This is a genomic window from Brevundimonas sp. Root1279, from assembly GCF_001425945.1.
In the GTDB taxonomy this organism is placed as follows: domain Bacteria; phylum Pseudomonadota; class Alphaproteobacteria; order Caulobacterales; family Caulobacteraceae; genus Brevundimonas.
The window spans coordinates 190,618-217,208 of record NZ_LMEB01000007.1; the positions used below are offsets into that span (position 1 = coordinate 190,618).

At 69.9% G+C, this 26,591-nt stretch carries 25 protein-coding genes and 1 tRNA gene; 12 read left to right on the forward strand and 14 right to left on the reverse strand.

What is annotated here, in order from left to right:
• Nucleotides 1-306: 306 nt before the first annotated feature.
• The 3 genes from ASC65_RS11645 (at nucleotide 307) to ASC65_RS11655 (ending at nucleotide 2,926) form a co-directional block, all read left to right on the forward strand.
• Nucleotides 307-1,251, forward strand: a complete 945-nt coding sequence (locus ASC65_RS11645; protein ID WP_235561486.1) for a DUF4167 domain-containing protein — start codon at nucleotides 307-309, stop codon at nucleotides 1,249-1,251.
• Between the two features lie 155 nt (nucleotides 1,252-1,406).
• Entirely contained in the window at nucleotides 1,407-2,087 is a 681-nt protein-coding gene (locus ASC65_RS11650; RefSeq protein WP_056453244.1) for a DUF4893 domain-containing protein, read from the forward strand.
• Nucleotides 2,088-2,197: 110 nt separating this feature from the next.
• Nucleotides 2,198-2,926 carry a DUF4893 domain-containing protein gene (locus ASC65_RS11655; RefSeq protein WP_056453245.1) on the forward strand — a complete coding sequence of 243 codons (729 nt, stop codon included), beginning with the start codon at nucleotides 2,198-2,200 and terminating at the stop codon, nucleotides 2,924-2,926.
• A gap of 4 nt (nucleotides 2,927-2,930) precedes the next feature.
• Here the strand turns inward: ASC65_RS11655 and ASC65_RS11660 are convergent, their stop codons facing one another.
• The 5 genes from ASC65_RS11660 to ASC65_RS11680 all read right to left on the reverse strand — a co-directional run bounded on the left by ASC65_RS11660 (nucleotide 2,931) and on the right by ASC65_RS11680 (nucleotide 8,433).
• The gene (locus ASC65_RS11660) at nucleotides 2,931-3,455 is read right to left on the reverse strand and encodes a DUF4240 domain-containing protein (RefSeq protein WP_056453246.1); all 525 of its coding nucleotides are present in this window, start codon (nucleotides 3,453-3,455) and stop codon (nucleotides 2,931-2,933) included.
• A gap of 101 nt (nucleotides 3,456-3,556) precedes the next feature.
• Nucleotides 3,557-4,414, reverse strand: a complete 858-nt coding sequence (locus tag ASC65_RS11665; RefSeq protein ID WP_056453248.1) for a hypothetical protein — start codon at nucleotides 4,412-4,414, stop codon at nucleotides 3,557-3,559.
• Nucleotides 4,415-4,418: 4 nt separating this feature from the next.
• On the reverse strand, nucleotides 4,419-6,065 hold the full coding sequence (locus ASC65_RS11670; RefSeq protein ID WP_056453251.1) for a serine hydrolase: 1,647 nt from the start codon (nucleotides 6,063-6,065) through the stop codon (nucleotides 4,419-4,421).
• 66 nt (nucleotides 6,066-6,131) lie between these two features.
• Nucleotides 6,132-6,779 (reverse strand): LysE family translocator, encoded by a 648-nt coding sequence (locus ASC65_RS11675; RefSeq protein WP_056453254.1) that lies wholly within the window; start codon nucleotides 6,777-6,779, stop codon nucleotides 6,132-6,134.
• A 55-nt stretch (nucleotides 6,780-6,834) separates the two neighbouring features.
• Nucleotides 6,835-8,433: a serine hydrolase gene (locus ASC65_RS11680; protein ID WP_056453255.1), complete on the reverse strand. Its 1,599-nt coding sequence runs from the start codon at nucleotides 8,431-8,433 to the stop codon at nucleotides 6,835-6,837.
• A gap of 172 nt (nucleotides 8,434-8,605) precedes the next feature.
• On the opposite strand from ASC65_RS11680, the gene clpB reads away from it, so the two are divergent.
• Nucleotides 8,606-11,200 (forward strand): ATP-dependent chaperone ClpB, encoded by a 2,595-nt coding sequence (gene clpB, locus ASC65_RS11685; protein WP_056453256.1) that lies wholly within the window; start codon nucleotides 8,606-8,608, stop codon nucleotides 11,198-11,200.
• 173 nt (nucleotides 11,201-11,373) lie between these two features.
• Here clpB and ASC65_RS11690 read toward each other — a convergent pair whose 3' ends face one another.
• A complete protein-coding gene (locus ASC65_RS11690) occupies nucleotides 11,374-11,733 on the reverse strand; it encodes a hypothetical protein (protein ID WP_056453257.1) in 360 nt (119 codons plus the stop codon).
• A 346-nt stretch (nucleotides 11,734-12,079) separates the two neighbouring features.
• Here ASC65_RS11690 and ASC65_RS11695 point away from each other — a divergent pair, with 346 nt between their 5' ends.
• Nucleotides 12,080-12,679, forward strand: coding sequence for an SOS response-associated peptidase family protein (locus ASC65_RS11695; protein WP_082526019.1), 600 nt, complete (start codon nucleotides 12,080-12,082; stop codon nucleotides 12,677-12,679).
• Nucleotides 12,680-12,864: 185 nt separating this feature from the next.
• Here the strand turns inward: ASC65_RS11695 and ASC65_RS11700 are convergent, their stop codons facing one another.
• Nucleotides 12,865-13,299, reverse strand: a complete 435-nt coding sequence (locus ASC65_RS11700) for a GIY-YIG nuclease family protein (protein WP_235561487.1) — start codon at nucleotides 13,297-13,299, stop codon at nucleotides 12,865-12,867.
• Nucleotides 13,300-13,907: 608 nt separating this feature from the next.
• Between ASC65_RS11700 and gyrB the strand changes: the two genes are divergently transcribed.
• Nucleotides 13,908-16,367: a DNA topoisomerase (ATP-hydrolyzing) subunit B gene (gyrB, locus tag ASC65_RS11705; protein ID WP_082526020.1), complete on the forward strand. Its 2,460-nt coding sequence runs from the start codon at nucleotides 13,908-13,910 to the stop codon at nucleotides 16,365-16,367.
• A gap of 30 nt (nucleotides 16,368-16,397) precedes the next feature.
• On the opposite strand, the gene ASC65_RS11710 is transcribed toward gyrB, so the two are convergent.
• The 4 genes from ASC65_RS11710 to ASC65_RS11725 form a co-directional block, all read right to left on the reverse strand.
• Nucleotides 16,398-16,835, reverse strand: coding sequence for a hypothetical protein (locus ASC65_RS11710; protein WP_056453259.1), 438 nt, complete (start codon nucleotides 16,833-16,835; stop codon nucleotides 16,398-16,400).
• A gap of 62 nt (nucleotides 16,836-16,897) precedes the next feature.
• Nucleotides 16,898-17,605, reverse strand: a complete 708-nt coding sequence (locus tag ASC65_RS11715; RefSeq protein WP_056453262.1) for a GIY-YIG nuclease family protein — start codon at nucleotides 17,603-17,605, stop codon at nucleotides 16,898-16,900.
• A 5-nt stretch (nucleotides 17,606-17,610) separates the two neighbouring features.
• Complete coding sequence (locus ASC65_RS11720; RefSeq protein ID WP_056453265.1) at nucleotides 17,611-18,759, reverse strand: DNA cytosine methyltransferase; 1,149 nt, start codon at nucleotides 18,757-18,759, stop codon at nucleotides 17,611-17,613.
• Between the two features lie 154 nt (nucleotides 18,760-18,913).
• A tRNA-Arg gene (locus tag ASC65_RS11725) sits at nucleotides 18,914-18,990 on the reverse strand.
• A gap of 167 nt (nucleotides 18,991-19,157) precedes the next feature.
• On the opposite strand from ASC65_RS11725, the gene ASC65_RS11730 reads away from it, so the two are divergent.
• Nucleotides 19,158-20,468, forward strand: a complete 1,311-nt coding sequence (locus ASC65_RS11730; RefSeq protein WP_056453268.1) for a hypothetical protein — start codon at nucleotides 19,158-19,160, stop codon at nucleotides 20,466-20,468.
• A 496-nt stretch (nucleotides 20,469-20,964) separates the two neighbouring features.
• Here the strand turns inward: ASC65_RS11730 and ASC65_RS17370 are convergent, their stop codons facing one another.
• Entirely contained in the window at nucleotides 20,965-21,417 is a 453-nt protein-coding gene (locus tag ASC65_RS17370; RefSeq protein WP_056453270.1) for a copper chaperone PCu(A)C, read from the reverse strand.
• A gap of 241 nt (nucleotides 21,418-21,658) precedes the next feature.
• On the opposite strand from ASC65_RS17370, the gene ASC65_RS11740 reads away from it, so the two are divergent.
• From ASC65_RS11740 to ASC65_RS11760, 5 genes are read left to right on the forward strand one after another with little or no spacing between them, the layout of a single operon-like run.
• On the forward strand, nucleotides 21,659-22,669 hold the full coding sequence (locus ASC65_RS11740) for an ABC transporter substrate-binding protein (protein ID WP_156459646.1): 1,011 nt from the start codon (nucleotides 21,659-21,661) through the stop codon (nucleotides 22,667-22,669).
• A gap of 26 nt (nucleotides 22,670-22,695) precedes the next feature.
• The gene (locus ASC65_RS11745) at nucleotides 22,696-23,316 is read left to right on the forward strand and encodes an SCO family protein (protein WP_056453274.1); all 621 of its coding nucleotides are present in this window, start codon (nucleotides 22,696-22,698) and stop codon (nucleotides 23,314-23,316) included.
• Nucleotides 23,317-23,319: 3 nt separating this feature from the next.
• A complete protein-coding gene (locus ASC65_RS11750) occupies nucleotides 23,320-23,763 on the forward strand; it encodes a cupredoxin domain-containing protein (protein WP_200939832.1) in 444 nt (147 codons plus the stop codon).
• 40 nt (nucleotides 23,764-23,803) lie between these two features.
• Nucleotides 23,804-24,574, forward strand: a complete 771-nt coding sequence (locus tag ASC65_RS11755; protein WP_056453276.1) for an ABC transporter permease — start codon at nucleotides 23,804-23,806, stop codon at nucleotides 24,572-24,574.
• A complete protein-coding gene (locus ASC65_RS11760; protein ID WP_056453277.1) occupies nucleotides 24,564-25,307 on the forward strand; it encodes an ABC transporter ATP-binding protein in 744 nt (247 codons plus the stop codon). The genes ASC65_RS11755 and ASC65_RS11760 overlap by 11 nt, the downstream gene beginning before the upstream one ends.
• Before the next feature lie 21 nt (nucleotides 25,308-25,328).
• Here ASC65_RS11760 and ASC65_RS11765 read toward each other — a convergent pair whose 3' ends face one another.
• Together ASC65_RS11765 and ASC65_RS11770 are read right to left on the reverse strand one after the other, a co-directional pair.
• Nucleotides 25,329-26,123: an SDR family oxidoreductase gene (locus ASC65_RS11765; protein ID WP_056453280.1), complete on the reverse strand. Its 795-nt coding sequence runs from the start codon at nucleotides 26,121-26,123 to the stop codon at nucleotides 25,329-25,331.
• Nucleotides 26,120-26,422, reverse strand: coding sequence for a 4a-hydroxytetrahydrobiopterin dehydratase (locus tag ASC65_RS11770; RefSeq protein WP_056453283.1), 303 nt, complete (start codon nucleotides 26,420-26,422; stop codon nucleotides 26,120-26,122). Before ASC65_RS11770 ends, ASC65_RS11765 begins: the two co-directional genes overlap by 4 nt.
• Nucleotides 26,423-26,591 lie beyond the last annotated feature (169 nt).

Below are 26,591 nucleotides of genomic sequence, written 5' to 3' on the forward strand. Positions count from 1 at the left end.
GCCGGAGGGCGGCGAACAAAGCCCTTGGAAACGCCATGATCCCGCGCTAAGTCTTTCCTGTCTCCCACCCAAAACGCACGCCTTGGACCGCTTTTCAGGCCCATCCACGCGCGCTTCAGGGCAGTGACGGTCGGGCCAGGTCGCCCGGCGGACCACGGGGCGACAGGGAATTCCGATCACATCGTCGGCGGGGATAGGCCTCGCTGCGTACGCGGAACGACGAACCCGGACGGCGACAGGCTGCATCTCGCAGGCCGCCCGTCCCCACCAAGAGCACGGTAGCGTCCGATGAGAGATTTCAAGGGCATGAAGCGTCAACGCGGACGCAACAGGAAGCCCGGCGGCGGCGGCAACAACAACGCCAACGCGACCAACCCGAACCGCTCGTGGGACTCGCAGGGGCCCGAGAACATCAAGGTCCGCGGCAACGCCCAGACCGTCTACGAACGCTATATGCAGCTCGCCCGCGACGCCTCCGCCGCCGGCGACCGCGTCCTGGCTGAGAACTACACCCAGCACGCCGAACACTATTTCCGCGTTCTTCGCGCCCTGCAGCCGTCGCGCTCGGTGTCCGAGATCGCCCAGCGCGAACTGGCCGGCCAGGGCTTCGACATCGACTTCGAAGACGAGACCGGCGCCCAGGCCGCAGCCATCATCGCCGCCGAGAAGGCCGAAGCCGAGCGCGTCGCCGCCGCCGAAGCCCGCCAACGCGAACAGGACGAACGCCAGCAGAACGGCGACCAGCCGCGCCGTGAATGGCGCGACCGCCCCGAGCGTGACGACCGTGAACCGCGCGAACCCCGCGAACCGCGCGCCGAGGGCGCCGAGGGCGAGGGCGGCCGTCGCGAGAGCCGCCGCGAGCGCTGGGAGCGCCGCCAGGCCGAACGCAACCTCCGCTTCCAGAACGAGCGCGAAGGCGGGCAGGCCGAAGACGCCGCCCCGGTCGAGGCCTCCGACGCCGAACCGGCGTCCGCGGCCGAGAGCGAAGCCGCTCCGGCTCGTTCTGAGCGTCCCGAGCGTCCTGAGCGCGCCGAGCGTCCCGAGCGCCGTCCGCGCCGCGAAGCCCGTTCCGCCGACGACGGCGACGAGGCTCCGGCCGCCCTGCCGGGCTTCCTGACCCGCTCCGCCGCCCCTGCCGCCGCCCCCGCTGCGCCGATCGAGGCCGAGCCCGCCGAAGCCGCCGCCGAGGCGCCGGTGCCGAAGCGCCGCGCCCCGCGCCGCAAGGTCGAGGCCCCCGCCGACGAGGGCTGAGCGACCCGGTCGGCGCCATTCGTCAGGCGAGAATGCTTGACGGCGGCGCTTCCGACCGGTCCAAAAGGAAAAACCAGCGTAACTGGTGCGAATGCCTTCGCCCCCGGCCCGCCAGGGTCCGACGCGGCGGCATAGTGTTGCTTACGGGAGCGCCCATGCTTCAGCTGTTCCGGCTGTCGGTCCTGCTTGTCGTCAGCGCTGTGGCGCTCGCGGCGTGCGAGACCACGCCGCCGCCGCCGCCGTTGCCGCCGCCCACCGCCCAGCCGGGCGCGTCGCCGGTCCTGCGCGACTGGCGCGCCATCATCACCGCTAACGATCGTGACCGTCTCGACCGCATCGATGCGGCCTGGAGCCTGGCCCTGCAGCAGGCCGAGCGCCAGCGTGGGTCGGGCGACCTGCGGTCCACCGGCGAAGTGATCGATCCCGACTCCCAGCGCCCCGGCGTCTCCCCGCCGGTGGGCAACTACCGCTGCCGCACCATCAAGCTCGGTTCCCAGGGCGGCGAGGAAGGCCTCGGCTACGTCGTCTACGGCTGGTTCACCTGCCGCATCGAGAAGACCGCCGCCGGTCTGAAGTTCACCAAGCTGACCGGCAGCCAGCGTCCCGCCGGCCTGCTCTTCCCCGAGAACGACCGCTCGATGATCATGCTCGGCTCGATGGCCCTGGCCGAGGAGCCGCCGGCCAATTCCTACGGCCAGCGCCCCGACCGCGACATCGCCGCCGTTCTCGAGCGCGTCGGCGAACGCCGCTGGCGCCTGGTCCTGCCCTGGCCGCAGAACGAGTCCAACCTCGACCTGATCGAACTGATCCCGGCCCAGGCCGCGTCGGGTCGCTAAAGCGCCCCCCGCTCCGCTGCGCTGCGCTGCGTCGGGGATGACAGGGGCCGCTCGCTGAACCGACTTCCAGCTCGACCGTTAGGTCCGTTCTGTTCGACCGGAGCTCCCGCATGCGTAGCCTTCTCGCCGTCGCCTCCCTGACCGTCCTGCTCGCTGCCTGCGGCCAGGAGCCCGCGCCGAAATCGCCGGAGCCGGCCCCCGCGCCCGGCGGCGAAACCGGCCCCGGCGCGCAGGAGCCCGTGCCCGGCGGCGCGCCAGCAACGCCCGCGCCCGCCCCGGCGCCGGGAGAACAGGGGGGAACCGCGGACTGGCGCGAGGTCGCCACCGCCGCCGACGCCTCCAACCTCGGCCGCCTCGATCAGGCCTGGCGCCTGGCCCGCGCAGAGGCGGAGGACAAGGGGTTCGCCAAACAGGTGGAGGCCCTCGGCCCGCTGGTCGACCCCAACGCCGGCCAGGCCGGACGCCTGCAGCCCGCGCCCGGAACCTACCGCTGCCGCACCATCAAACTGGGGACCAAGAACGAGTCGGGCCTGGCCTATGTCGCCTATCCCTTCTTCCGCTGCAGCGTCGAACTGACCCCCGGCGGCGACCTGGTGCTGACCAAGACCACCGGCTCGCAACGCACGCGCGGCCTGCTCTATCCGGACACGGAACGCCGCCTCATCTTCGTCGGCGCCCAGGCCTGGGGGATGGATGAAACCGGCTTCCCGACCTACGGCCAGCAGCCCGAGCGTGACCAGGTCGGCGTCTTCGAGCGCATCGGCTCCGATCGCTGGCGCGTGGTCGTGCCGTGGCCGCGGGTGGAGTCCAAGCTCGAGATCCTCGAGCTGATCAAGTGACGCACTAGCCCAGCGGGCGTTCGCCAAATCGGGCCCAGGTCTTGGGATAGCGCTGGGCGAGGGCGGCCGGATCCTCTTGGAACGGTCGTCCGCGCGGCTCCGTCCCAAGTCCATCGGCGGCCAGCCCGAACGGCGGGTCTTGATCGCCGGTCTTCTCGCTCCACAGGTCGACGGCGACGTAGGCGAACTCTTCGAACTCCAAGCCCTCGGCGTCTGTCGGCACGAGCAGGGGCAGGTCGTCGGGCGAGGCCAGCAGACGTTCGAAATCGGCCCGGCCGCGCGAGATCAGCCAACGCCGAAAGTAGACGAAGCCGTCGTCCGACATCCCGCCATAGGCGACATAGCCTGCGCCCCACAGCTCCCAGCTATAGGCCCGGTCCATCTGCCCCTCGAAAGCGCGGATGAACCCGGCCACGGACTCGGCGTCCAACGCCTCCAGTTCAGTGCGCAGCGCCTCCAGTTGGGCGTCGGGGTCGTCCGCACGCGCGGCGCTCCGATCGACGATCGCCCAGAAGACGGCGTCGCTCATGACCTCCTGACGAACCGCGCTGGCCGGCGGCGCGGCCGAGGCTAGGCCAGGCGCAAGGACCGCCGCTGTGAGCGCCAGCCCGATCAACAGCGCCGGGGCCCTCACCCCTTCGCCCGGCAGGCGATCGGCTCGCGATACAGGGCCGAGCTCGGGTCGATCCGGCGGGCCTCCGCCAGCTGCCGCTCGGAGTCGGCGCAGCGTCCCACCCCGGCCAGGGCGGCGGCGTAGGAGTGGCGCACGTGAGAGCTCTCCGGCAGGGCGGCGACGGCGCGCTCGCACCAGGGCAGGCCCTGCGCCGCCTGGCCGGCCTCGACCAGGGTGTAGCAGTGATTGTTCATCAGCATCGGATCGCCGGGCTGCAGCTCGACCGCCTTCTTGCTGTCGGCCACCGCCGCCGAATGCTCGCCGATCAGCGACAGGGCGTTGGCCCGTGTGGTCAGGCCCTGCCAATCATCGACCGGCAGGGCGAGGTAGACCTCACGCGCCGCCCGGAAGTCGGTTTCACCCTCGTCCTTCAGGATCGGGAGGATCAGCGACAGGACGATGAAGCGCAGATCGTCATCGACGGGGCGAAGGTCGCGCGGATCGGTTCCCGCGGGCGGCCGACCGTCGATGTACAGCCAGGCCGTCCGCGCATCCTCCGCCGCGTCTGCAACCCGCCCCGCATGGCGATAGGTGTCTGCGCGGAAGGTGTGGAAGAGCACGTCCGAAACGACCTCTTCGCCCGGCGCATCGGCCTTGTCGTAGAAGCGCAGCGCCGCCGAATAGTCGCTCCGCAGATAGGCTTCCGTGCCGAGATTGATCATCGCCACTCGATAGGCCGGCGAATCCTCCTCGGCCGCATCGGCGCAGGCCTCCCAGCCGGCGAATGTCGCACCCACGCATGCCGGCGGGACCGGGGCCTCCTTGGCCTGTTGCGGTGCGCCCGACAGGGCGAACAGAAGCGCCAGTTCGATCATCGCATCAGGCCTTGGTCAGACGCAGGTCTTGGTAGTCGTACGAGAAGTCCGCATCCGGCGAGACCGCCTTCATGGTCGCCGAGACCGACGCGCCGTTCTCGACCTTGAAGGTGATGAACAGGTCTTCTTCGCGCTTGTCCGTGAAGCGGGTGCGCAGGGTGTCGCCGTCATAGGCCTCCAACGGTCCCTTCAGCGACGGGGTGCGGCTGAAGGCCAGGTGCAGGCCGGTCTTGCGGTTGCGGCCGCGGCCGGTGGTCGTCGGGGTGATCACGATGTCGCCGTACCAGGGGTCGCGCCAGGTCCCGGCATAGGCCTCCAGCGGCAGGGACGGGGCTGCGCCGGCCGCCTGTTTGGCGTCGATCTCGGCGGCGGCGGCGACCGATTTGGCGTCGTTGTCCGCCTTCTGCTTCAGGCTGTCGGCGATCCAGTCGAAGTCCGCCTTGCCCATGACGATGTCGGCGATGCCGCTGCGCAGGGTGCGGGTGACCGCGCTCTCCTCAGCATTGGTGAAGTAGCTGAAGCCGGCGTTGCGGCCGGGGATCAGCACCGTGCCCGAGACATAGCCGGGCGCCCCGCCGCCGTGGGTGATGAAGCGCTCGCCGCGATAGTCCTGCACCTGCCAGCCCATGGCGTAGGTCGAGGCGATGGCCCGGCCGGGCAGCTCGGCCGTCGGACCGGCCGAGTTCGACACCAGGATGTTCGGCCGCCACATCTCGTTCGAGCGGGCCTCCGAGAACAGGCGCGAGCCGTCCGGCAGCTGGCCCTTGTTGACCTGCACGGCGATCCATTTGGCCCAGTCCACCGGATTGGTCACGAAGCCGCCCGCGGCGCCCGAGGACGACCAGTCCCAGACCTCCTGGATCGAGCCGCCGATGGTCTGCATCTCGCCCTGATAGCGCAGCGGCGGTCCGACCCGCCCGTGCGGCAGGGCCGACTTGGCCGCATCCGCCGGGGTCATCAGCGGCAGGGTCTCGGTCATCCCCAGCTTGTCGAGGATGCGCGTCTGGACGAACTGCTCCCACGGCATGCCGGAGGCCGCCGCCACCACCTCGCCGGCGGCCACGAACATCAGGTTGCAGTAGTGATAATTCGTGCGGAAGCCGTCCTCGATCGGCACATGCGGAATGGCCGCCATGATCTCGGCGCGGGTCCGGTCGCTGTTCGGCCAGAACAGCAGGTCGCCGGCGCCCAGGCCGAAGCCGATGCGGTGGCTGATCAGGTCGCGCACCGTGACCATGTCGTTGAGTTCGGGCTTCGACAGGGCGAAGCCGGGCAGATAGGTCCGCACCGGCGCGTCCCACTTCACCTTGCCCTCGTCGACCAGGATGGCCAGGGCCGCCGCCGTCACCGCCTTGGTGTTCGAGGCGATGGCGAACAGGGTGTGCTCATCGATCGGGTGCGTGTCGCCCTTCTGGCGCACGCCATAGCCGCGGGTCAGCACCGGCCGGCCGTCCTTGACCACCGCGATCGACACCGCCGGCTGGTCCGGGAAGGCGGCCATCACCTTCTGCACGAAGGCGTCCACCGCCGCCGCCAGGGCTTCCCCGCCGGGCGCCGACCCGACCTGGGCATGCGACAGGGTCGGCAGGGCGACGCCCGCGCTCGCGACAGACGTAGCCAACGCGGCGCGGCGCGTGAGGCGGATGGACATGGAGACGCTCCCGACAGAAATCGGAGCGGACGCTAGCGCGCGCCCGCGCGTCCTGTCCACGACCGACTAGCGGCGGGTCTCCCACGCCATCCACAGGGCGACAGCGGCGATGCCCAGGGCCATCGCCCCCCGCAGGACCGGGCCTCCGGCGCGCCCGACGACTACTGCGCCCGCCCCCGCCGCGCCCAGCACGATCAAGCTGTGCACCACCACCGCCACCGCCAGGTGAAGGCTTCCCAGCACCAGGGCCTGGGTCAGGGGCGACCCGTGATCGGGCCGCATGAAGGTCGGCAGCAGGGCGACATAAAACACCGCCGCCTTGGGGTTCAGCAGGTTGCCCGTCATGCCGCGCAGGAACAGGCCGCGCAGCGTCCCGGCCTCCGCCGGCCGCGCCGGATCCGCCGCCCCCGGCTGTCGCCACGCCTCCCAGGCCAGCCACAGCAGGAACAGCACCCCGGCCCAACGGATCGCCTGGTACACGACCGGCGCCTCCAGCACGAGCTTGGTCAGGCCGACCGCCGCCGCCACCATCCACGCCGCCAACCCGAGCGTCACCCCGGCCACCGCCGCGAAGCCGGCCGCCCGCCCGCGCCCCACCGAGACCAGCGCCAGCCAGCCCATATTCGGTCCCGGTGTCAGCTCGATCAGGGCCACGGCCAGCAGGAAGGGCGCGAGCACGCCGGGATCGACCGGCCAGACGGAATTGGGAACCACGGGCGCCTCCTGGCCGCCACCTCACGCCAAGCGCTCCGCGACCCTGCCCAAGGGCCTACCGCTCCCGCGTCAGATGCAGGTCGTGGAAGTCGTAGCTGAAGTCGGCCGCCGGCGAGACCGCCTTGGCCGTCGCCGACACGACCCGCCCGCCCTCGACCTTGAAGATCAGGAAGGCGTCCTCATTGCCCGGCTTGGTCCAGCGGGTGCGGAAGGTGTCGCCGTCGAAGCGCTCCAGCGGCCCGTCGAACGCCGCAGTCTTGTCGAAGCGCACATGCAGCCCCCCGGCGCGCTCGCTGACCGTCACCGTTCCGTACCAGGGATCGCGATAGACGCCGGCGTAGGCCGAGAGCGGCAGGCTCGGCGCAGCGGCGTTGGCCGGGGCCTCGACGACAGCGGCGGCCGCCCCGGCGGTCTGCTCGGCGATTACCGCCTCGACCCGCTTGGAATAGGCGATCCAGTCGTAGTCCCGGCGGCCGATCAGCCGGTCGACGCCGCCGTTGCGGAACGAGCGCAGCACCCCGCCCTCTTCGGCGTTGGTCAGCACGACCAGCCCCTTGTTCACGCCGGGCACGAGGATCGTCATGGTGGCGAAGCCGTCGATCCCGCCGGAGTGCCAGAGGATGCGGCGGTCGCGGAAATTCTCCACCATCCAGCCGAGCGCATAGGCGCTGATGAAGGAGCGGTCGGGGCGTTCGGCGGTCTGGTCGCCCGACGCGGCGCCCATGATCACCTCGGGCTTCCACATCTGCCGGGCGCTGTCTTCGGACCACAGCCGCGTTCCGTCGGCGGCCACGCCCTTGCCCAGCTGGGCGGCCACCCATTTCGCATGGTCCCGGGCGCTGGCGTAGATGCCGCCCGCGGCCACGGAGACAGGCAGGTCGGCATGCTCTTGAAGCGCCACCATCGGGCCCATGCCGCGCACCGGCGGGCCGAGGCGCGCGTGCGGCCAGGCCGCCTCGGCGCCGGCCGGCAGGCGCGCATACGACGCGACGCTGTCGCCCATGCCCAGCGGCTGGAGCAACCGCGCCGTAATGAAGTCCTCCCAGACCTGGCCGGTCACCGCCAGGATCAGCTCGCCCGCGACGACGTAGAGGACGTTGTCGTAGGCGTAGCCGGCCCGGAATCCGTTGGCGATCGGCAGGTGCTTCAGCCCGGCGACCAGGTCGGCGCGGGTGTGGGTCGTCTGCGGGAACATCATCAGATCGCCCGCGCCGAGCGCCAGCCCCGAGCGGTGACACAGCAGGTCGCGCACGGTCAGCATGGCGGTGATCGCCGGGTCGCTCATGGCGAACTCCGGCATGTAGCGCACCACCGGCGCGTCCCACTCCAGCTTGCCTTCCTCGACCAGGATGGCCAGCGCCGCGGCGGTGTAGGCCTTGGAGTTGGAGGCGATGGCGAACAGGCTGCGCTCGGTGACCGGCGCCGCCTGGCCCAGACGCAGCACGCCATAGCCCTTGGCCAAGGTCGTCGCCCCGTCCTCGACAACGGCGACCGACATCCCCGGCTGGTCGGGGAAGGCCGCCATCACCGCCTGGGCCAGGTCATCGACCTCGGCGGCCACTGAGGCGGCCTGCCCCCACGACGGGCGCGCCATCAAGGCGGCGGATCCGGCGGCGAAGGCGCCGAGGACGGCGCGGCGGCTGGTGATGGGCATGGGCGATCTCCCCCTTTGTCGCCGCAGACTAGCTCAGCCGCAGGATCGCGCCAGCCGCCCGACCCGCCCCTTGTCAGGCCGCGCGGCCGCGCCCACCTCCACCGCAACCGGACGGCGCGTTGCTTGCTTGTGAGGACATGCCGCCGGGATCCGCTTCTCGAAGGGATACGCCTTGAACCTCGACCTCTATTCCGACCGCGCCAAACAGGCCGTCCAGTCGGCCCAGTCCCTGGCCCTCGCCCGCCGCCACCAGCAGTTCGCGCCTGAGCACCTGCTCAAGGTCCTGCTTGAGGAGCGCGACGGCCTGGCCCGCAACCTGATCACCGCCGCCGGCGGCGACGCCCGCCGCGCCGAGGCCGATATCGAGACCGCGCTGAGCAAGCGCGCCCAGGTCTCCGGCGGCTCGGGCCAGCTCTATCTCGACGGCGACACCGCCCGCGTCTTCGCCTCGGCCGAGGCCGCCGCCAAGAAGGCCGGCGACCAGTTCGTCACCACCGAGCGCCTGCTCGGCGCCCTGGCCCGCGAGGGCGGGGTGGCCGCCACCGTCCTGTCCGCCGCCGGCGTCACCGCCGACAAGCTCGACGCCGCCATCAACGAGATCCGCAAGGGCAAGACCGCCGACTCCGCCGGAGCCGAGGACGCCTATGACGCCCTCAAGCGCTACGCCCGCGACCTGACCCAGGCCGCCGCCGACGGCAAGATCGACCCGGTCATCGGCCGCGACGAGGAGATCCGCCGGACCATCCAGGTCCTCGCCCGCCGCACCAAGAACAACCCCGTCCTGATCGGCGAGCCCGGCGTCGGCAAGACCGCCATCGTCGAGGGCCTGGCCCTGCGCATCGTCAACGGCGACGTGCCCGAGAGCCTCAAGGACAAGAAGGTCATGGCCCTCGACATGGGCTCCCTCATCGCCGGCGCGAAATACCGCGGCGAGTTCGAGGAGCGGCTCAAGGCCGTGCTCAACGAGGTGGCCGCCGCCGAGGGGGGCATCGTCCTGTTCATCGACGAGATGCACACCCTGGTCGGCGCCGGAAAGGGCGACGGGGCCATGGACGCCTCCAACCTGCTCAAGCCCGCCCTGGCCCGCGGCGAGCTGCACTGCGTCGGCGCCACCACCCTGGACGAGTACCGCAAGCACGTCGAGAAGGACGCCGCCCTGGCCCGCCGCTTCCAGCCGGTCTTCGTCGAGGAGCCGACGGTCGAGGACACCGTCTCCATCCTGCGTGGCCTCAAGGAGAAGTACGAGGTCCACCACGGGGTGCGCATCTCCGACAGCGCCATCGTCGCCGCCGCCACCTTGTCGAACCGCTACATCACCGACCGCTTCCTGCCCGACAAGGCCATCGACCTGATCGACGAGGCCGCCAGTCGCGTGCGCATGGCCGTCGACTCCAAGCCCGAGGCGCTGGACGAGATCGACCGCCGCCTGGTCCAGCTGAAGATCGAGCGCGAGGCGCTCAAGAAGGAGACGGACAACGCCTCCCAGCTGCGCCTCGACAGGCTCGAGGACGAGATCGCCGACCTCGAGGGCCAGTCCGACGACCTGACCGCCCGCTGGAAGGCCGAGAAGGAGAAGGTCGGCCAGGGCGCCCAGCTGCGCGAGACCCTGGACCGCCTGCGCGCCGAACTGGCCGCCGCCCAGCGCAACGGCGACCTCGGCCGCGCCTCCGAGATCGCCTACGGCCAGATCCCCCAGATCGAGCGCCAGCTGGCCGAGGCCGAAGCCGCCGAGAAGGACCCCGCCCGCTCCGGCCCCCTGACCCCCGAGGTCGTCGACGCCGAGCAGATCGCCGCCGTCGTCTCCCGCTGGACCGGCGTCCCGGTCGACAAGATGCTGGAGGGCGAGCGCGAGAAGCTGCTCAAGATGGAGGACGCCCTCAGGGGCCGCGTGGTCGGCCAGGACGAGGCCCTCGTCGCCGTCGCCGACGCCGTGCGCCGCGCCCGCGCCGGCCTCAACGACCCCAACCGCCCGCTCGGCTCCTTCCTCTTCCTAGGGCCCACGGGCGTCGGCAAGACCGAGCTGACCAAGGCCCTGGCCGAGTTTCTGTTCGACGACGAGGCCGCCATCACCCGCCTCGACATGTCGGAGTACATGGAGAAGCACTCGGTCAGCCGCCTGATCGGCGCCCCTCCGGGCTATGTCGGCTATGACGAGGGCGGCGCCCTGACCGAGGCCGTGCGCCGCCGGCCCTATCAGGTCGTGCTGTTCGACGAGGTCGAGAAGGCCCACCCGGACGTCTTCAACGTCCTGCTCCAGGTCCTCGACGACGGCCGCCTGACCGACGGCCAGGGCCGCACCATCGACTTCCGCAACACCCTGATCATCATGACCAGCAACCTCGGTTCGGAGTTCCTGGCCAGCCAGGGCGAAGGCGACGACGTGGAGAGCGTGCGCCCCCTGGTCATGGACTCGGTCCGCGCCCACTTCCGCCCCGAATTCCTCAACCGCATCGACGAGATCATCCTCTTCCGCCGCCTCGGCCGCGACCAGATGAGCGGCATCGTCCGCATCCAGCTGGCGCGCTTCGAAAAGCTCCTCGCCGACCGGAGACTGACCCTGGCTTTGGACGACACGGCGGCCGCCTGGCTCGCCGACAAGGGCTACGACCCGGTGTATGGGGCCCGCCCGCTGAAGCGGGTCATCCAGAAGGAGCTGGTGGACCCGATCGCGCGCAAACTGCTCGCCGGCGAGATCGAGGACGGGTCCGTGATCGCCGTGTCAGCGGGCGAGGGCGGGCTGGAGATCGGGAAGGCGCGGGTGCACTAGTCGCCCCCTTCTTTCGTCATCCTCCGGCAAGGCGCTTCAGCGCCGCGACCGGGGGACCCAGCGGCGCCGAAGGCGATCTGTGCATCCGCACCCGCGGCAGGTTCGCGCTCACGCGCGCCGCTGGGTCCCCCGGTCTCGCTGCGCTCGCCGGAGGATGACGAAAGAAGGAAGCGCTACCCCCCCAACAGCGGCATCACCTCCACCCCGTCGCACACGAACACCGACATGTGCGGGTGCCCCTCGAACAGCCGCACCGCCGCCTCGTGGCTCTCCGCCCGCACGACCATGAAGACGGTCAGCAGGTTGACGATGTCGGCGACCTCGCCCTCGGCGGAGATGCGCTTGGTCGGGCCCAGCGGGCCGCCCTGGTAGACGATGACGTCGCGGTGGGCCTCGTCCCAGGCGAGGACGGCGGGGATGCCGATCGCCTGCCGCTCGGCCTTCTCCGCCTCGCTCAGGGCGTACCAGGCCTGCCATTGCGGCCCGGTCTTGTCGCTGGTGAAGACCGCCAGATAGTGGCCCTGGGTGCTCATCGGTTGTCTCCCTTCATCGCTTGCAAGCCAGCCTGCCGGTCGGTCGGAGGGAGTCAAGGACGCGCCCTTCGGCGCGCCGCTGCGCGGTGGCCGCAGGCCATCCTTGACGCCCGCCGAACCGCCCGGCGACGCTCTCGGCAAGGGGATGGGGGGAACCTCGTCTCCTCCCCGTTGCGCAGCAATGGGGAGGGGGACCGCTCGCGCGACTCAGCGCGAGGGGTGGAGGGGCGAAACTCCCGCGCAGGCGAGAGGCCGCTTCGCCCCTCCACCGCTTCGCGGTCCCCCTCCCCGTCGGCGACGCCGACGGGGAGGAGACGATGCCCGTCGCTCGCGCTACCCTCCCCCCATGTGCGCCTCGTTCCAGAGCCGGTTCAACCTGACCCAGCTGGTCAAGCTGTTCGCCGAGGCGCGGGCGCCGCTGGCCTTCGAGGGCGGGCTGCCGAACATCGAGCCGGTCGAGGAGGTGCGCCCCACCGACCCGGCCCGCGCCGTCCGCGCCCTGAACGACGCCGAGGCCGAGCTGGCCCAGATGCGCTTCGGCTTCCCGCCGCCCGCGCCCAAACGCCCGCCGGTGATCAACTTCCGCTCCGAGGGCCGCCGCTTCGGCAACGGCCCGACCAGCGGCCGCGCCCTGGTGCCGGTCTCGGGCTTCTACGAGTTCACCGGCGACAAATACCCCAAGACCCGCTGGCTGCTGCGCGGCGCCGACGCCGAGCCCCTGGCCCTGGCCGCCCTGTGGCGCGCCGGCCCCGACGGAGACGCCTTCTCCCTGCTCACCGCCGAGCCCGGCCCCGACGTGGCGCCCTACCACTCCCGCGGCGTCCTGCCGTTGCCGCCCGACCGCTGGGCCGACTGGTTGTTCGACCGGGTCGAGGCCAGCGAGCTGCTCATCCCGCCGCCGGCCGGGACCCTGGTGGCGGAGGCGGCCCCGCGGCCCGGGAAGTGACTGCGATCCGCCCCTCTTAATATCCGTCACCCTCGGGCTCGACCCGAGGGCCAGACGTTCCGTCGCACGGTGACGGAAGACCGCACACCAACCGCCCCGTCGCACCTTCATTCGACGCCGGGCCGCCCCGCCTCTGGCCCTCGGGTCAAGCCCGAGGGTGACGGCGCATTAGGAGGAACAAGGGATCAGGCCTCGCCGTCCTCCCCCCCATCCCGCAACCACTTCAGAAACGCCTCCACGCTCCCCTCCTGATCGCCCGCCACCGGCAGCCGCGGGTCCGGCGCCTGCCCGACCAGGAACGGATGGAGGTCTCGCCAGTCCGGGTTGCGCTGTTCGATCAGCTGCATCTTCCACGGCCGGTTCCAGCGCTTCAGCGCCTTCTCGCGACGAATCGCGTCTGGGACCGTCCAGAACTGCTGGTACCAGACCAGGATCGAGCAACCGTGTTTGCGGCTGAAGCCGTCGACCACGCCCTCCCGATGCTGCTGGGCACGCGCGTAGAGATTGGCCGTCATGCCGATGTAAAGAACGCCGAACGGCCGGCTCGCCTGGATGTAGGTCGCAATGAACGGCCGCTTCTCCATGTTCGTGATTTGTTCACGCCGGCCGAAAGCGGTCAAGCTTGTCCCGCCCCTCTCAATTTCCGTCCCCCTCGGGCTTGACCCGAGGGCCAGACCATCCGTCGCACGGCGCCGGAAGAACGCTCACCAACCGCCCCGTCGCACATTCCCTGACGCAGGGCCGCCCAACCTCTGGCCCTCGGGTCAAGCCCGAGGGTGGCGGTGATCTGGGGGCGAAACGGAGGGCGACTATCGAAAATCGCTAACCCATTGAAAACACAAACCACACCTGCGCCGTCAGCGTCATGAACGCACGTCGCACCAGACGCCTCTATGGTGGGAGACTGCGCAGCTTCGATCGGAGGATTTCAGACGATTCAGACGATTCAGACTCTGTTTTTTCGGCCCGCCGCGCGCCGTCCCGCGCTCGCCGATTTCAGACGATTCAGACGATTCAGACTCTGTTTTTCGAAGGGCCGTCCGCGGGGAGCGGGTCCGGCCGCCGAACGGCCCCCAAACGTCCCGGTTTCGCTCGCTTTTCAGGCCGGAAACCCTATATGTTGACAGCTCCGTCGCGGGACAGATTCGCGGCGGAAAGCCAGTCAATTCCAGGCGGCGGACACGCCGCCTTTTCCGGGCCCGAAACGGGCGTTGAACCGACCGAATAGATGACCGACCAGACCGAAGCCGCCGACGCTGGGCGCAACGACGACACCGCCGCGGAGGCCGCCTACGGCGCCGACTCCATCAAGGTGCTCAAGGGCCTAGACGCGGTGCGCAAGCGCCCGGGCATGTACATCGGCGACACCGACGACGGCTCGGGCCTGCACCACATGGTCTATGAGGTGGTCGACAACGCTATCGACGAGGCCCTGGCCGGCCACGCCGACCTGGTCCAGGTCATCCTCAACGCCGACGGCTCGGTCACCGTCACCGACAACGGTCGCGGCATCCCGACCGACATCCACGAGGGCGAAGGCGTCTCGGCGGCCGAGGTCATCATGACCCAGCTGCACGCCGGCGGTAAGTTCGACCAGAACTCCTACAAGGTCTCCGGGGGCCTGCACGGCGTCGGCGTCTCGGTCGTCAACGCCCTGTCCGACTGGCTCAAGCTGGTCATCTACCGCAACGGCAAGCGCCACGAGATGCGCTTCGAGCGCGGCGACGCGGTCACCAGCCTGTCCGTCACCGGCGACGCCCCGACCCGCACCGAGGGCGAAAAGGCCGGCCAGCCCCTGTCGGGCACCGAGGTCACCTTCTACCCGTCGGTCACCACCTTCTCGCACATCGACTTCGACCTGAAGACGCTGGAGCACCGCCTGCGCGAGCTGGCCTTCCTCAACTCGGGCGTGGTCATCAAGCTGGCCGACCACCGCCACGCCGAGCCGTTCGAGGAGATCCTGCACTACGAGGGCGGCGTCGAAGCCTTCGTGCGCCACCTCGACAAGTCCAAGACGCCCATCCTCAAGGACGTCATCGTCATCCGCGGCAAGAAGGAGGGGATCGAGCTCGATCTCGCCCTCTGGTGGAACGACAGCTACCACGAGACCATGCTGTGCTTCACCAACAACATCCCGCAGCGGGATGGGGGCACCCACCTGTCGGCCTTCCGCGCGGCCCTGACCCGGGTCATGGGCGGCTATATCGACGCCGCCGGCGCGGCCAAGAAGGAGAAGGTCTCGGTCTCGGGCGAGGACGCCCGCGAAGGCCTGACCTGCGTCCTGTCGGTCAAGGTGCCCGATCCGAAATTCAGCTCCCAGACCAAGGACAAGCTGGTCTCGTCCGAGGTCCGCCCGGCCGTCGAGGGCCTGTGCCAGGAAGGCCTGGCCACCTGGTTCGAGGAACACCCGGCCGAGGCCAAGCAGGTCGTCGCCAAGATCATCGAGGCCGCCGCCGCCCGTGAGGCCGCGCGCAAGGCCCGCGACCTGACCCGCCGCAAGACCGCGATGGAGATCTCCTCCCTGCCCGGCAAGCTCGCCGACTGCCAGGAACGCGATCCGGCCAAGTCCGAACTCTTCATCGTCGAGGGCGATTCCGCCGGCGGCTCGGCGAAACAGGCCCGCAACCGCGAGAACCAGGCCGTCCTGCCGCTGCGCGGCAAGATCCTCAACGTCGAGCGCGCCCGCTTCGACCGCATGCTCTCGTCCGAGCTGATCGGCACCCTGATCCTGGCGCTCGGCACCGGCATCGGCCGCGACGACTTCAACGCCGACAAGCTGCGCTATCACAAGATCATCCTGATGGCCGACGCCGACGTCGACGGCGCCCACATCCGGACCCTGCTGCTGACCTTCTTCTACCGGCAGATGCCCGAGCTGATCGAGCGCGGCCACGTCTACATCGCCCAGCCGCCGCTCTACAAAGTCGCCAAGGGCAAGCAGTCGCGCTACCTCAAGGACCAGGCGGAGATGGACTCCTACCTGATCGAGGAAGGCTCGTCCGAGGCCGAGCTGGACCTGCCGTCCGGCGAGCGCCGCACCGGCATGGACCTGCAGTCCCTCGTCCGCGAGGCCAAGGCCTTCAAGGCCGGCGTCGACCGCCTGAGCCAGCGCGCCCCGGCCTTCGCCGTCGAGCAGGCCGCCCTGGCCGGCCTGTTCGCCGAGGACTCCGCCGATCCGGCCAAGGCCGCCGCCCGCCTCAACCTCTACGCCGAGGAGGGCGACGGCGACTGGTCGGGCGCTCCGGGCGCCCAGGGGGCCGTGGTGTTCGAACGCGTCCGCCGCGCCGTCACCGAGCGCATCGTGCTGGAAGAGGCGCTGATCCGCTCGCTGGACGCCCGCCGCCTGGCCGAGCGCGCCGCCGCCTTCGAGGGCCTGTTCGACAAGCCCGCCGTCTACCGCCGCAAGGACAAGACCACGACCATCCGCGGTCCGCTGGACCTGCTCGAAGCGGTGCTCGAGGCCGGCAAGAAGGGCATCGCCATCCAGCGCTACAAGGGCCTGGGCGAGATGAATCCGGAGCAGCTGTGGGAGACCACCCTGGACGTCAACGCCCGCACCCTGCTGCGGGTGTCGGTCGAGCACCAGGAGGACGCCGACGACCTGTTCGCCAAGCTGATGGGCGACGTGGTCGAGCCGCGCCGCGAGTTCATCCAGGAAAACGCCCTGGACGCCGCGGTCGACGCCTAAGTCATTGAAATCAGGCGGCTCTGGCCTTGGTCAGGGCCGCCCGGCGTCGACGAAGGCCTGAACGGTCGGATAGGGCTCGCCCGTCGACCGAGCCCCGCCGCAGGCGATGTCCTTGAGGAAGGCCGGCACGGTGTTGGCCCGCACGGCGGTCCACTCGGCGCCGTCCTCGGGGAACCGCCCCGCCTCCGACCCGTCCGGGCCATAGTCGACGATCCCCGCCGTCCGCCAGCCGCCGTCGCCGGCGCAGCGGAACTGGTAGGTCTCGACCGAGTAGGAGTAGTCCCCCGCCTCGCCCGCGCGCGGCACGGTGGCCATGCGCAGCGAGGTGACCTCCCCCTCGGCGAGGATGCTGTCGACCTCGATCAGGTAGACGGTGCTCGATGTCCGCGAGAACGACTGCCAGGTCTCGGCCGCGGCCGGCGTGGCGACGACGAGCGCGACCGCGCCCGCAAGGATGGCGAATTTCATAGGCGACCTCCCCAGATGCCCTCACGCCATGATGACCCGCTGGGCGAGCTTGGCAAGAGGTCTCAGAGCAGGTCCGGCTGCCCCTCGACCTCGACCGAGGCCGCGCCGCCCAGGGCCTCATAGCGACGCTCGGCCAGCCACTGCAGCCGCCGCGCCTGGGTCTGCAGCACCCGCCTGAGCCCGCCCTGCACCTTCCGCTCGGAGATCACCTGCGCCAGCCGCGACAGGATCAGCGCCCGTCGGGCGAGGCGGAAGTCCGGGTGGGAGCGCAGCTCGAACACCCGGTCCGACACGATACAGCCCCTCAGCGACGGCGGGGCCTCGACGACCAGGTCGCCGGGGGGCGGGTCCTTCTCGTTGAGGATGGCCTTGAAGGTCGAGCCGGCCACGGCCTGTTCGGTGATCACCCGCTCCAGGGCGTCGAGCCGTTGCCGCGCCTCCCGATCCCGACTGCCCACGCCCTGCAGGTCCGGCATTGGCCAGACCTCGATCTCATAGACCTCGAATGGGTCGAGCACCGACATGGCCACGGCGTCGGTGCGCTGGTTGGTCAGGTGCCGGCGGATGCGGGTGCGCAGGGCCTCGTTGGTCTGGCCGACGTAGATCGGCTCGCCGTCGTAGTCGAAGAAGGCGTAGATGCCCCAGCGCCAGTGGCCGACCTTCTGGCCGTTGAAGGGGGTGTCGAGGAAGGCGGACAGCCGGGCCCGAAGGTCCTCGGTCTCGAAGGGCGGGAGGTGAGAGCCGTCCTGCAGGCGGGCGGGAACGGGCATCGCCCTCAGGCCGCGCGGCGCGCCGCGGCCTCGGCCTGGGCGATGACCGGCTCGAACACGTGCTGCGCCAGGTGGCGCACGACCGGAGCGGCCACGCCGTCGCCGGTCAGGTGGTAGGCGTCGTTGTACTTGCCCGGCAGGATGTAGTCGTCCGCCAGCCCCATCAGCCGGGCGGTCTCGCGGGCCGAGATCAGCCGTGAGCGGATGCGGTGGCCGTCGACCACCAGGATGATCTGCCGGCTGGAGCCGCCAGCCGGGGTGCGCAGGCAGCCGGCGACGTCGTCGAAGCGGACCTCGGCGCGCTGCACCTTGGCGCCGGTCTCGTCGACGCGGGTGCGGCGGTAGACGCCGCCGACCATGCGGCGGCCGGCGCGGCGGGCGGCCTCGACCTTGGCCAGGTTGACCGGCGACATCATGTCGAGCAGCCGCTTGGTCTCGGCCTGATTGTGCCAGGAGACGCTGTCGGGGGCCTCCTCAATCAGGTCGGCGAAGGTCTCGGCGCGGCGCTCAGGGGTCGGCACGTTCCACCACACAAGCGGCTCGCGCACCTCGTCCGGCAGGGCGGCGACGGCGCGAGTGAGGGCGCGGGTGTGGAAGGGGCCGATCGGCTCGGGCGACAGCAGCTCGGGCGCGATCTCGACGTCGGCGCGGACCCCGACCACGAACAGGCGCGGCCGCGACTGGGGCACGAACAGGTCGGCGTTGATGACCAGGGCTCCGTAGCGGTAGCCGGCCTTGGCGTAGGTCCGGCAGATGGCCTTGAAGTCCTCGCCGCGGTGCGAGGTCAGGGTCCCGCAGACGTTCTCGACCGCCACCACGGCCGGGCCGCGGCCCTCGGCGGCGAGGCCGCGGACGATGTCCCAGAAGGGATAGAAGGTGCCCGACCGCTCGCCGGCCAAGCCGCGGCCGGCCCCAGCCAGCGACAGGTCCTGGCAGGGGAAGCTGCCCCAGACCAGATCCGGGCGACCCGGCATGGTCGAGGCTTCAAGGGCGCGGATGTCGCCGACGGTCAGCTCGCCGCCCGTGCCCCAGTTGGCCTGGTAGGCGAAGCCCTTCTTGGCGTCGAAGTCGTTGGCGAAAAGGCAGGTCCAGTCGCTTCCGAGGCCGGCGCGCGCCATGCCTCCGCCGGCGAAGAACTCGTAGAAGCTAGCCATTCGGGCCCCGGATTCGCGCTCCGGGACAGGCCCCGGACCATCGACTCAGATCGATCGCCGCCCACTCTGGCGCAGGGGTCCGGCGACGTCCAGTTGCTATTTTGTTCGCCCACAGGCGATCCGCAAGGGCGGACAGGTCACGACGGGAAGGAGATGGCGCACCCGAGAGGATTCGAACCTCTGACCCCTGCCTTCGGAGGGCAGTACTCTATCCAGCTGAGCTACGGGTGCGTCTGGCGGCGGAAACGCCGGACGAAGGGCCTTACAGCAGGACCGGCCCGCCCTCAATCCCGAATGCGCCTTCGCGCCCCCCGCGGCCATTCTGGACGATTTGTAAGGTTCCTGCCCGGGGCCTCCTGTTCTAGCGTGCGCCCGCTTCGACGATGGGAGGTCTCCGAATGCGCACGTTACTGATCGGCCTGACGCTGTGCCTTATGGGCGCCTGCGCCGCCGCCCCGCCGCCGCCGGTCATGGCCCTGCGCCCACCGGTCGTCGTGGAGGACTCCCTGGACACCATCGCCCGGGACTATGTCGCCCTGATCCTGGAGATCGGCGAGCGCGAGCCGGGGTATGTCGACGCCTACTACGGCCCGACCGAGTGGGCTGATGCGGCCAAGGCCAATCCGCGCACCTTGGAGCAGCTGAAGGAGGGCGCCGCCTCGCTGACCCGTCGCCTGAACGCCGTCTCGATCACCGGCGCCGACCCGATGACCGCCCAGCGCAAGGCCTATCTACTGGCCCACGTCTCGGCCGCCGACGCCCGCCTGCGCATGCTGTCCGGCGAGAAGATGAGCTTCGCCGACGAAGCCTACGCCCTGTTCGGCATCCGCCCCGAACTCAAGCCGCTGGCGTCCTACGACCCCATCCTCGCCGAGATCGACGCCGCCCTGCCGGGCCCCGGCTCGCTGAGCGATCGGATGACCGCGTTCAAGTCGCATTACGTCATCCCCAAGGACCGCCTGCAGCCGGTCATGGACGCCGCCATCGCCGAGTGCCGCACCCGCACCGCCCGGCATATCGCCTTGCCCGCCAACGAGAATTTCACCCTCGCCTTCGTCGGCGACAAGCCGTGGTCCGGGTATAATTATTACCAAGGCAACGCCCAGTCGAAGATCGAGATCAACGCCGACTTCCCGATCTACACCGAGCGCGCGATCGACCTGGGCTGCCACGAGGGCTACCCGGGCCACCACGTCTACAACGCCCTGCTCGAGAAGACCTTCGTGCGCGACCGCGGCTGGGTCGAGATGAGCGTCTACCCGCTGTTCTCGCCCATGAGCTTCGTGGCCGAGGGCAGCGCCAACTACGGCATCGACCTGGCCTTCCCGGGCGACGAGGGCACCCGCTTCGAGCGCGACGTCCTGTTCCCCATGGCCGGCCTGGACCCCTCTACGGCCGACAAGAAGGCCCAGCTGGCCGCCCTGACCCGCAAGCTGGCCCGCGCCGAATACACCATCGCCGACGACTACCTGGCCGGCCGCACGACCCGCGACCAGGCCATCGAGCAGCTGATGAAGTACACCCTCGCCCCGCGGGACAAGGCGACCCAGCGCCTGCGCTTCATCGACACCTACCGCAGCTACATCATCAACTACGGCCTCGGCCGCGACGTGGTGCAGGCCTGGGTGGAACGCCAGGGCCCGGACCACTGGCAGGGCATGGAGACCCTGCTGTCGAGCCAGATCCTGCCGGCGGACCTGGTCGAGTAGGGACCGGGGGCCGGGGGCGAGGGGCCGGCGGCGGCTGAGTGGCTGGTGGCTGGTGGCTGGTGGCTGGTGGCTGGTGGCTGGTGGCTGGTGTGATCCTTCGCGAAAAATAGAGTCTGAATAGTCTGAATAGTCTGAAATCCGGACGGCGCCGCCTTCTCGGCCGTCACCCTCGGGCTTGACCCGAGGGCTGGGGTCGGGCGGCCCTGCGTCGCCGACAGTGCGAGCGCTCAACCACCCTGCGACGGACAGTCTGGCCCTCGGGTCAAGCCCGAGGGTGACGGTTGGGAGCCGGCCGGCGGCGCCCGAAAAACAGAGTCTGAATCGTCTGAATAGTCTGAATCCTGCCCCCCGTAGCGCAACGGGGGGCGGTGGGGCGGCGAGTCTCGCACGGCCTGCGAGGGTCGCGGGTTCAGGACGCTGGGCGGGTGGCCGGGGCGTTTGCGATCAAAGGGTTGGCGAGAAGGCATGCTCGCCTTGGACGGCGCCGGCGCCGGGGCTACATGCCCATCGAGGCGTGGGGCGGCGAGGCGGTCGGCGCCACGACATGGACCTCGACCCGGACGTCGCCGGCCTTCTCGAAGGTGAGTTCCAGCGGGAAGGTCTCGCCTGCGGTCAGCGGCCGTTCAACGCCCGCGAGCCAGACATGGAGGCCGCTGGGATCGAGGCTGACCGTCTGGTTGGCCGGGACGTCGATGCCGTCGACGTAGGACATCGACATCTGGCCGTCCTTGGTCTCCATCGTCATCAGGTCGGTGCGCTCGGCCACCGTGGTCGAGGCGCGGACGAGACGGTCCCCGGCCGGCGAGGTGAGGGTCATGAAGACGGCGGCCTGTTTGGCCTCGCCGATCGTCGCGCGGGTCCAGACGTCCTTCACCTCGACGGAGGCAGGCTGCGAACAGGCGGCGACGGAAACCAGGGTGAACAGGGCCAGGGCCAGGGTTCGCATCATAATCCTTCCTCCAGCGAGCGGCGCGGCTTCGGCCATGGCGTAACAACACCTGATCCAAGCTGCGCCATTTCGCCTTCCTTTGAAGACTGAAACGGCGATAGCGTGCAAGGCGCCATTGGCTTGGCGCGCCGTACCCGTATTATGTTCGCAATCCCTCATATGACGAGCCGGAGAGATGGAGAGCGGGGCTCCTTCTGAATCTGCGAGCGCCAAACGCCGGCGCAAAAAGCTCAACCGCCGCATGATGCTGGCGGGGGCCTTGGGCGTGGGGGCCCTGGCCATCGGATCGGGGGTGCAGCGGCGGATCGCGGCCTCGCGTGTCGAGGCTCCGCCGGTGACGGTCGGCGGGCTGGCGGTGACCTGCAACCTGACCCTGCCCGTCGCCTGCGCGGCCGCGGCCCAGAACGCGGTGAAGGGCGATGAGCCGCTGACCTTCGGCTACAGCCGCTACACGGGCTGGCCCGAGGTCAAGGAATCCCTGATGTCCGGGAGCATCCAGGCGGCCTATATGCTCGCGCCCCTGGTCATGGACCTGGCCGACAAGGACGTGCCGGTGAAGATCGTCTCGATCGGCCACCGCTCGGGCGCGGTGATCATGGTCCGCACGGACTCGCCCTATCGCAGCTTCCGCGACCTGACCGGCAAGCGCGTCGCCATCCCGAGCCGCTTCGCGGTCGACTTCCTCTTCCTGCGCCGCATGCTGGCGAGCGAGGGCATGACCGTCGATCAGGTCGAGGTCGTCGAGATGGCCCCCGCCGACATGCCCGCGGCGCTGTATGTGAACGGCGTGGACGCCTACTGCACCGGCGAGCCCTTCGGGGCGGCGGCGCAGAGCGCGGGCTACGCCCGGCCGCTGAGCATGACGCGCGACGAGTGGCCCCGGTACATGTGCTGCGTCCTGACCGTGCGCGAGGAGCTGATCGCGTCGAACCGGCCGCTGGTGCAGACCCTGGTGGACCATGTGCTGGGGGCCGGGCTGTGGCTGGACCAGCGCCCGGAGCATCGGGAGCGGGCGATTCAGATCGCCGCGACGCCCGAGTACTTCAACCAGGACCCGAACATCCTGCGCTTCGTCATGACCAACCCGTCCGACCGGGTGACCTATGGCGACCTGCGCATGGTGCCGCAGGAGTTCGAGGACATGATGCAGATGTCCGTCGAGGCGGGCACCCTGCGCCGGCCGGTGGCGTACGAGAAGTACGTCGACAGCAGCTTCGCGCGCGTGGCGCGGCCGGCGCCGATTCTTCTCTGATGACCTCTTCGCGCCCCCGTATCGTGATGATCGCAGCCGTCCTTTTGGCGGCGGTCGCCGTGGTCGTGGGAGGGATGCTGCTGGGATCCGACCGGTCCGCGGCGCCGGCGCCGGGTCAGGCGAAGGCCGAGGCGGCGGGGACGCTGCGGGCGGGCGCCTTCGATCCGCCGAAGGCGGCCCCGGACTTCGTCCTGCGCGGCTCCAACGGCGGCGACCTGACGCTGTCGCGCTACCGCGGCAAGGTCGTCCTGATGACCTTCGGCTTCACCTATTGCGCCGCCGTCTGCCCGACGACGCTGGCCACCCTGAGCGAGGCGCGCGAGAGCCTGGGCGAGGACGCGGACTCCGTGCAGATCGTCTTCATCACGGTAGACCCGGCGCGAGACGATCCGGCCCATCTGCAGGGCTATCTTTCGACCTTCGGGACGGGGCTGGTGGGCGCGACCGGCTCGGAGGAAGAGCTGGCCAAGGTGCGCGAACTGTACGGCGTCAGCGCCGCCCGGCAGGGCGACGGTCCGGACTACGCCATGGCCCACACCTCCTCGATATTCCTCATCGACCCGGCCGGGCGGTTGAGGGGGATGATGCCCTTCGGTCATGACGCCGACGACTTCGCCCACGACATCAGACTTCTGTTGAAAGCCTAGGCCATGCTGACGCCGGGACAGATGAGCCGTGGATGGCGGGGCGCGGCGATCGCACTGGCGGTGCTGGTCGCAGGCGCGCTGGCCTGGGCGGCCTTCGCGCCCATCAAGGTGGCCTCGCGCGAGGCGGAATTCGAAATTCCCGCCGGCGCCTTCGCGCGGCGCATGGCCGGGGAGGACCTGGCGATCCTGCCGCAGACGATCCGGCTCAAGCTCGACGTGAACGACATCCTGGTGCTCAGGAACGCCGACACGGCGCCGCACATCTTCGGGCCGGCGCTGATCATGCCGGGGCAGAAATTCAGCCTGCCTTTCTCGGTCGCTTCCACCTATTCGTTCGAATGCACCGCCCATGCGAACGGTCAACTCAACGTCATCGTCAGTCCCGCGCCGGCGCCCGGATGGGAGCGGCTGCGCTGGCGATGGAGCCGACTGACGCGGGCCGCATGAGGTCGACCAGGTTCAGGCGGGGCGAAAGTTCGGGGGAGCGATGAAAGAGATCGACAGCAAATTCGTGAGGTTCGTGGCGCCCGTGTGCGTCATCGCGCTGCTGGTCGCCGTCTGGTGGTTCGTCGTCGAGCAGAGCGGCACGCCGATCTTCCCGACTCCGCTCCAGGTGGCGACGGGGGCGTGGGGGCTGGCGCAGGACGGCAGCCTGTGGCGGCACATCGAAGCGTCGCTGTTCCGCGTCGCCATAGGCTTCGGGCTCGCCTTCCTCGTCGCGATCCCTCTGGGCCTGCTGATGGGCTGGGTGTCGGGCGCCTACTACACGCTCAACCCGCTGTTCCAGATGCTCCGGCCGATCTCGCCCATCGCCTGGATTCCCATCGCCATCCTGTGGTTCGGCGTGGGCGACATCTCGCCGATCTTTCTGATTTTCATCTCGTCGGTCTTCCCGATGATCGTGCAGACGACGGTCGGGGTGCGCACGATCGACCGCCGCTACCTGCGTGCGGCCGCGAATTTCGGCGTGTCGCGCGCGGTGCTGTTCCAGCAGGTGGTGATCCCGGCGGTGATGCCGGAGATCATCATCGGCATGCGCATCGGCATCGGCGTCGCCTGGCTGGTCGTCGTCGCCGCGGAGATGGTCGCCCTGAGCTCCGGCCTGGGGTTCCTCATCATGGACTCCCGCAACGCCGGCAATCGCTATGACCTGGTGATCGCCAGCATGATCATCATCGGCCTGATGGGCCTGTTGCTCGACGGCGGCACACGGCTGCTGGAGCGTATGAAGACGGTGCAGTGGCGCTATGTCCGATAAGAAGATCGCCGTCGAAGGCATCAGCAAGAAGTTCGGGACGCTCCCCGTCGTCGGCGGGGTGAGTTTCGACGTGAGCGACGGCGAGTTCGTCGCGATCGTCGGCCCCTCCGGATGCGGCAAGTCGACCCTGCTCAACATTATCGCGGGATTCGAGCGGCCGGACGCCGGCGCGATCAGGATCAACGGCGTCGAGCGCATCGGACCGAGCCCGAACGGGATCATGATCTCGCAGCAGGGCTCGGTGTTCCCGTGGCTGACGGTTCATGAGAACCTGATGTTCGGCCTCAGCGGGACGCGCCACGCCGACAAGGAGGCGCTGGCGGACCGCTACATCGACATGGTCGGCCTGAAGGGGTTCGAGGATTCCTATCCGCACGAACTCTCGGGCGGGATGCTCAAGCGCGTCGAGATCGCCCGCGCGCTCGTGGTGAAGCCGGAAATTCTCTACATGGACGAGCCGTTCTCGGCGCTCGACGCGCTGATGAGCCTGAGAATGCAGACCGAGTTGCGCCGCATCCTCGATGAGGAGCGGCACACCGTGATCTTGATCACCCACGATGTGGAGGAGGCGATCTACCTGGCCGACCGCATCATGGTGCTGTCCGCTCGACCGACCGTCATCCAGACGACGTTCGAGGTGGACCTGCCGCATCCCCGCAAGCTCTCCAGCCCGGAAGCCCAGCGCGTGCGCGTGGCGATCCTCAGGGAGCTGGGGCTCGAGGTGGCCGGCTAGGCCGCCGAGCGCCCCGCCCCCTCACTGCGCCAGCATGCCCCCGTCGATCTTGAACTCGGCGCCGGTGACGAATTTGCTCTCGTCCGAGGCCAGGTACAGGACGCAGTAGGCCACGTCGTCCGGCTCGCCGATGCGCTTGAGCGGGATGCCGCGGGCGAGCTTTTCGTGGGCGACGTCCTCGTTTCCGCCGGCCATGGCGATGAAGGGGTCGAGGATCGGGGTCTTGATGAAGACCGGGTGGACCGAGTTGGAGCGGACGTTCCAGCCGGCCTTGGCGGCCTCCAGGGCGATGGTCTTGGAGTACATCCAGACGGCGGCCTTGGTGGCGTTGTAGGCGCCCATGCCCGGGGCGGCGGCGAGGCCGGCGACCGAGCTGATGTTGACGATCGAGGCGGCGCCCGAGGCGCGCAGGTGGGGCATGGCGTGCTTGCAGCCGAGCATGATCGACTCGAGGTTCACGGCCTGGACCTTGCGCCAGTTCTCCAGCGTGTCCTGCTCGGACCAGACCAGCTCGCCGCCGATGCCGGCGTTGTTGACCAGGATCGACAGCCCGCCCATGGCCGCCACGGCCTGGTCGATGACGGCGATCCACTCGGCCTCGTCGGTGACGTCGTGGGCCCAGGCGAAGGCCGCGCCGGGGATCTCGGCGTTGATGGCGTCGGCCAGGGCCTGGGCGCCGGCCCGGTTCATGTCGGTGACCGCGACCTTGGCCCCCTCGCGGGCCATCATCCAGGCCATGGCCTGGCCCAGCCCGCCGGCGGCGCCGGTGATCAGGGCTTTCTTACCCGCGACGCGTCCCGAGGCCTTGGCGCTCACGGCTTCACCCCCATGGCCGCGGCCGCCTCGTCGATGAAGCGGGCCATGCCGGCGTCGCGTTCGGTGACGCCGCCGGCGTCGTGGGTGGTCAGGACGATCTCGACCCGATTGTAGACGTTGAACCACTCCGGATGGTGGTCGACCTTGTCGGCGTAGAGGGCCACGCGGGTCATGAAACCGAAGGCCGCGTTGAAGTCCTTGAACTTGACGGTGCGGGCGATCGCCGGCCGGTCGCCGGGATGTTCGCTCCAGGCCGGGAGGCCGCCCAGGACCTCCGCCACATCCAGCTTCTCCGCCATGGTCGCGCTCCTCGTCTGCGCCGCGCTCTCGGGCGCGCGGCCTGCCCTCTGCCGTATCCCGCAGGCGGCCCGCTCACAAGACCGGGGATAGGGCCGGGATCGGACCTCAAGGCCGGAACAGGCTGAAAGCGTGAGCGTTACCGACCGTCGTCATTTCAAACGACCGGAG

What these genes read in the sequence shown, in the direction of transcription:
- ASC65_RS11645 (WP_235561486.1), top strand. Translation starts at nt 307, where the DNA reads ATGAAGCGTCAACGCGGACGCAACAGGAAGCCCGGCGGCGGCGGCAAC.
- ASC65_RS11650 (WP_056453244.1), top strand. Translation starts at nt 1,407, where the DNA reads ATGCTTCAGCTGTTCCGGCTGTCGGTCCTGCTTGTCGTCAGCGCTGTG.
- ASC65_RS11655 (WP_056453245.1), top strand. Translation starts at nt 2,198, where the DNA reads ATGCGTAGCCTTCTCGCCGTCGCCTCCCTGACCGTCCTGCTCGCTGCC.
- ASC65_RS11660 (WP_056453246.1), bottom strand. Translation starts at nt 3,455, where the DNA reads ATGAGCGACGCCGTCTTCTGGGCGATCGTCGATCGGAGCGCCGCGCGT.
- ASC65_RS11665 (WP_056453248.1), bottom strand. Translation starts at nt 4,414, where the DNA reads ATGATCGAACTGGCGCTTCTGTTCGCCCTGTCGGGCGCACCGCAACAG.
- ASC65_RS11670 (WP_056453251.1), bottom strand. Translation starts at nt 6,065, where the DNA reads ATGTCCATCCGCCTCACGCGCCGCGCCGCGTTGGCTACGTCTGTCGCG.
- ASC65_RS11680 (WP_056453255.1), bottom strand. Translation starts at nt 8,433, where the DNA reads ATGCCCATCACCAGCCGCCGCGCCGTCCTCGGCGCCTTCGCCGCCGGA.
- ASC65_RS11690 (WP_056453257.1), bottom strand. Translation starts at nt 11,733, where the DNA reads ATGAGCACCCAGGGCCACTATCTGGCGGTCTTCACCAGCGACAAGACC.
- ASC65_RS11695 (WP_082526019.1), top strand. Translation starts at nt 12,080, where the DNA reads ATGTGCGCCTCGTTCCAGAGCCGGTTCAACCTGACCCAGCTGGTCAAG.
- gyrB (WP_082526020.1), top strand. Translation starts at nt 13,908, where the DNA reads ATGACCGACCAGACCGAAGCCGCCGACGCTGGGCGCAACGACGACACC.
- ASC65_RS11710 (WP_056453259.1), bottom strand. Translation starts at nt 16,835, where the DNA reads ATGAAATTCGCCATCCTTGCGGGCGCGGTCGCGCTCGTCGTCGCCACG.
- ASC65_RS11715 (WP_056453262.1), bottom strand. Translation starts at nt 17,605, where the DNA reads ATGCCCGTTCCCGCCCGCCTGCAGGACGGCTCTCACCTCCCGCCCTTC.
- ASC65_RS11720 (WP_056453265.1), bottom strand. Translation starts at nt 18,759, where the DNA reads ATGGCTAGCTTCTACGAGTTCTTCGCCGGCGGAGGCATGGCGCGCGCC.
- ASC65_RS11730 (WP_056453268.1), top strand. Translation starts at nt 19,158, where the DNA reads ATGCGCACGTTACTGATCGGCCTGACGCTGTGCCTTATGGGCGCCTGC.
- ASC65_RS17370 (WP_056453270.1), bottom strand. Translation starts at nt 21,417, where the DNA reads ATGATGCGAACCCTGGCCCTGGCCCTGTTCACCCTGGTTTCCGTCGCC.
- ASC65_RS11740 (WP_156459646.1), top strand. Translation starts at nt 21,659, where the DNA reads ATGATGCTGGCGGGGGCCTTGGGCGTGGGGGCCCTGGCCATCGGATCG.
- ASC65_RS11745 (WP_056453274.1), top strand. Translation starts at nt 22,696, where the DNA reads ATGATCGCAGCCGTCCTTTTGGCGGCGGTCGCCGTGGTCGTGGGAGGG.
- ASC65_RS11750 (WP_200939832.1), top strand. Translation starts at nt 23,320, where the DNA reads ATGCTGACGCCGGGACAGATGAGCCGTGGATGGCGGGGCGCGGCGATC.
- ASC65_RS11755 (WP_056453276.1), top strand. Translation starts at nt 23,804, where the DNA reads ATGAAAGAGATCGACAGCAAATTCGTGAGGTTCGTGGCGCCCGTGTGC.
- ASC65_RS11760 (WP_056453277.1), top strand. Translation starts at nt 24,564, where the DNA reads ATGTCCGATAAGAAGATCGCCGTCGAAGGCATCAGCAAGAAGTTCGGG.
- ASC65_RS11770 (WP_056453283.1), bottom strand. Translation starts at nt 26,422, where the DNA reads ATGGCGGAGAAGCTGGATGTGGCGGAGGTCCTGGGCGGCCTCCCGGCC.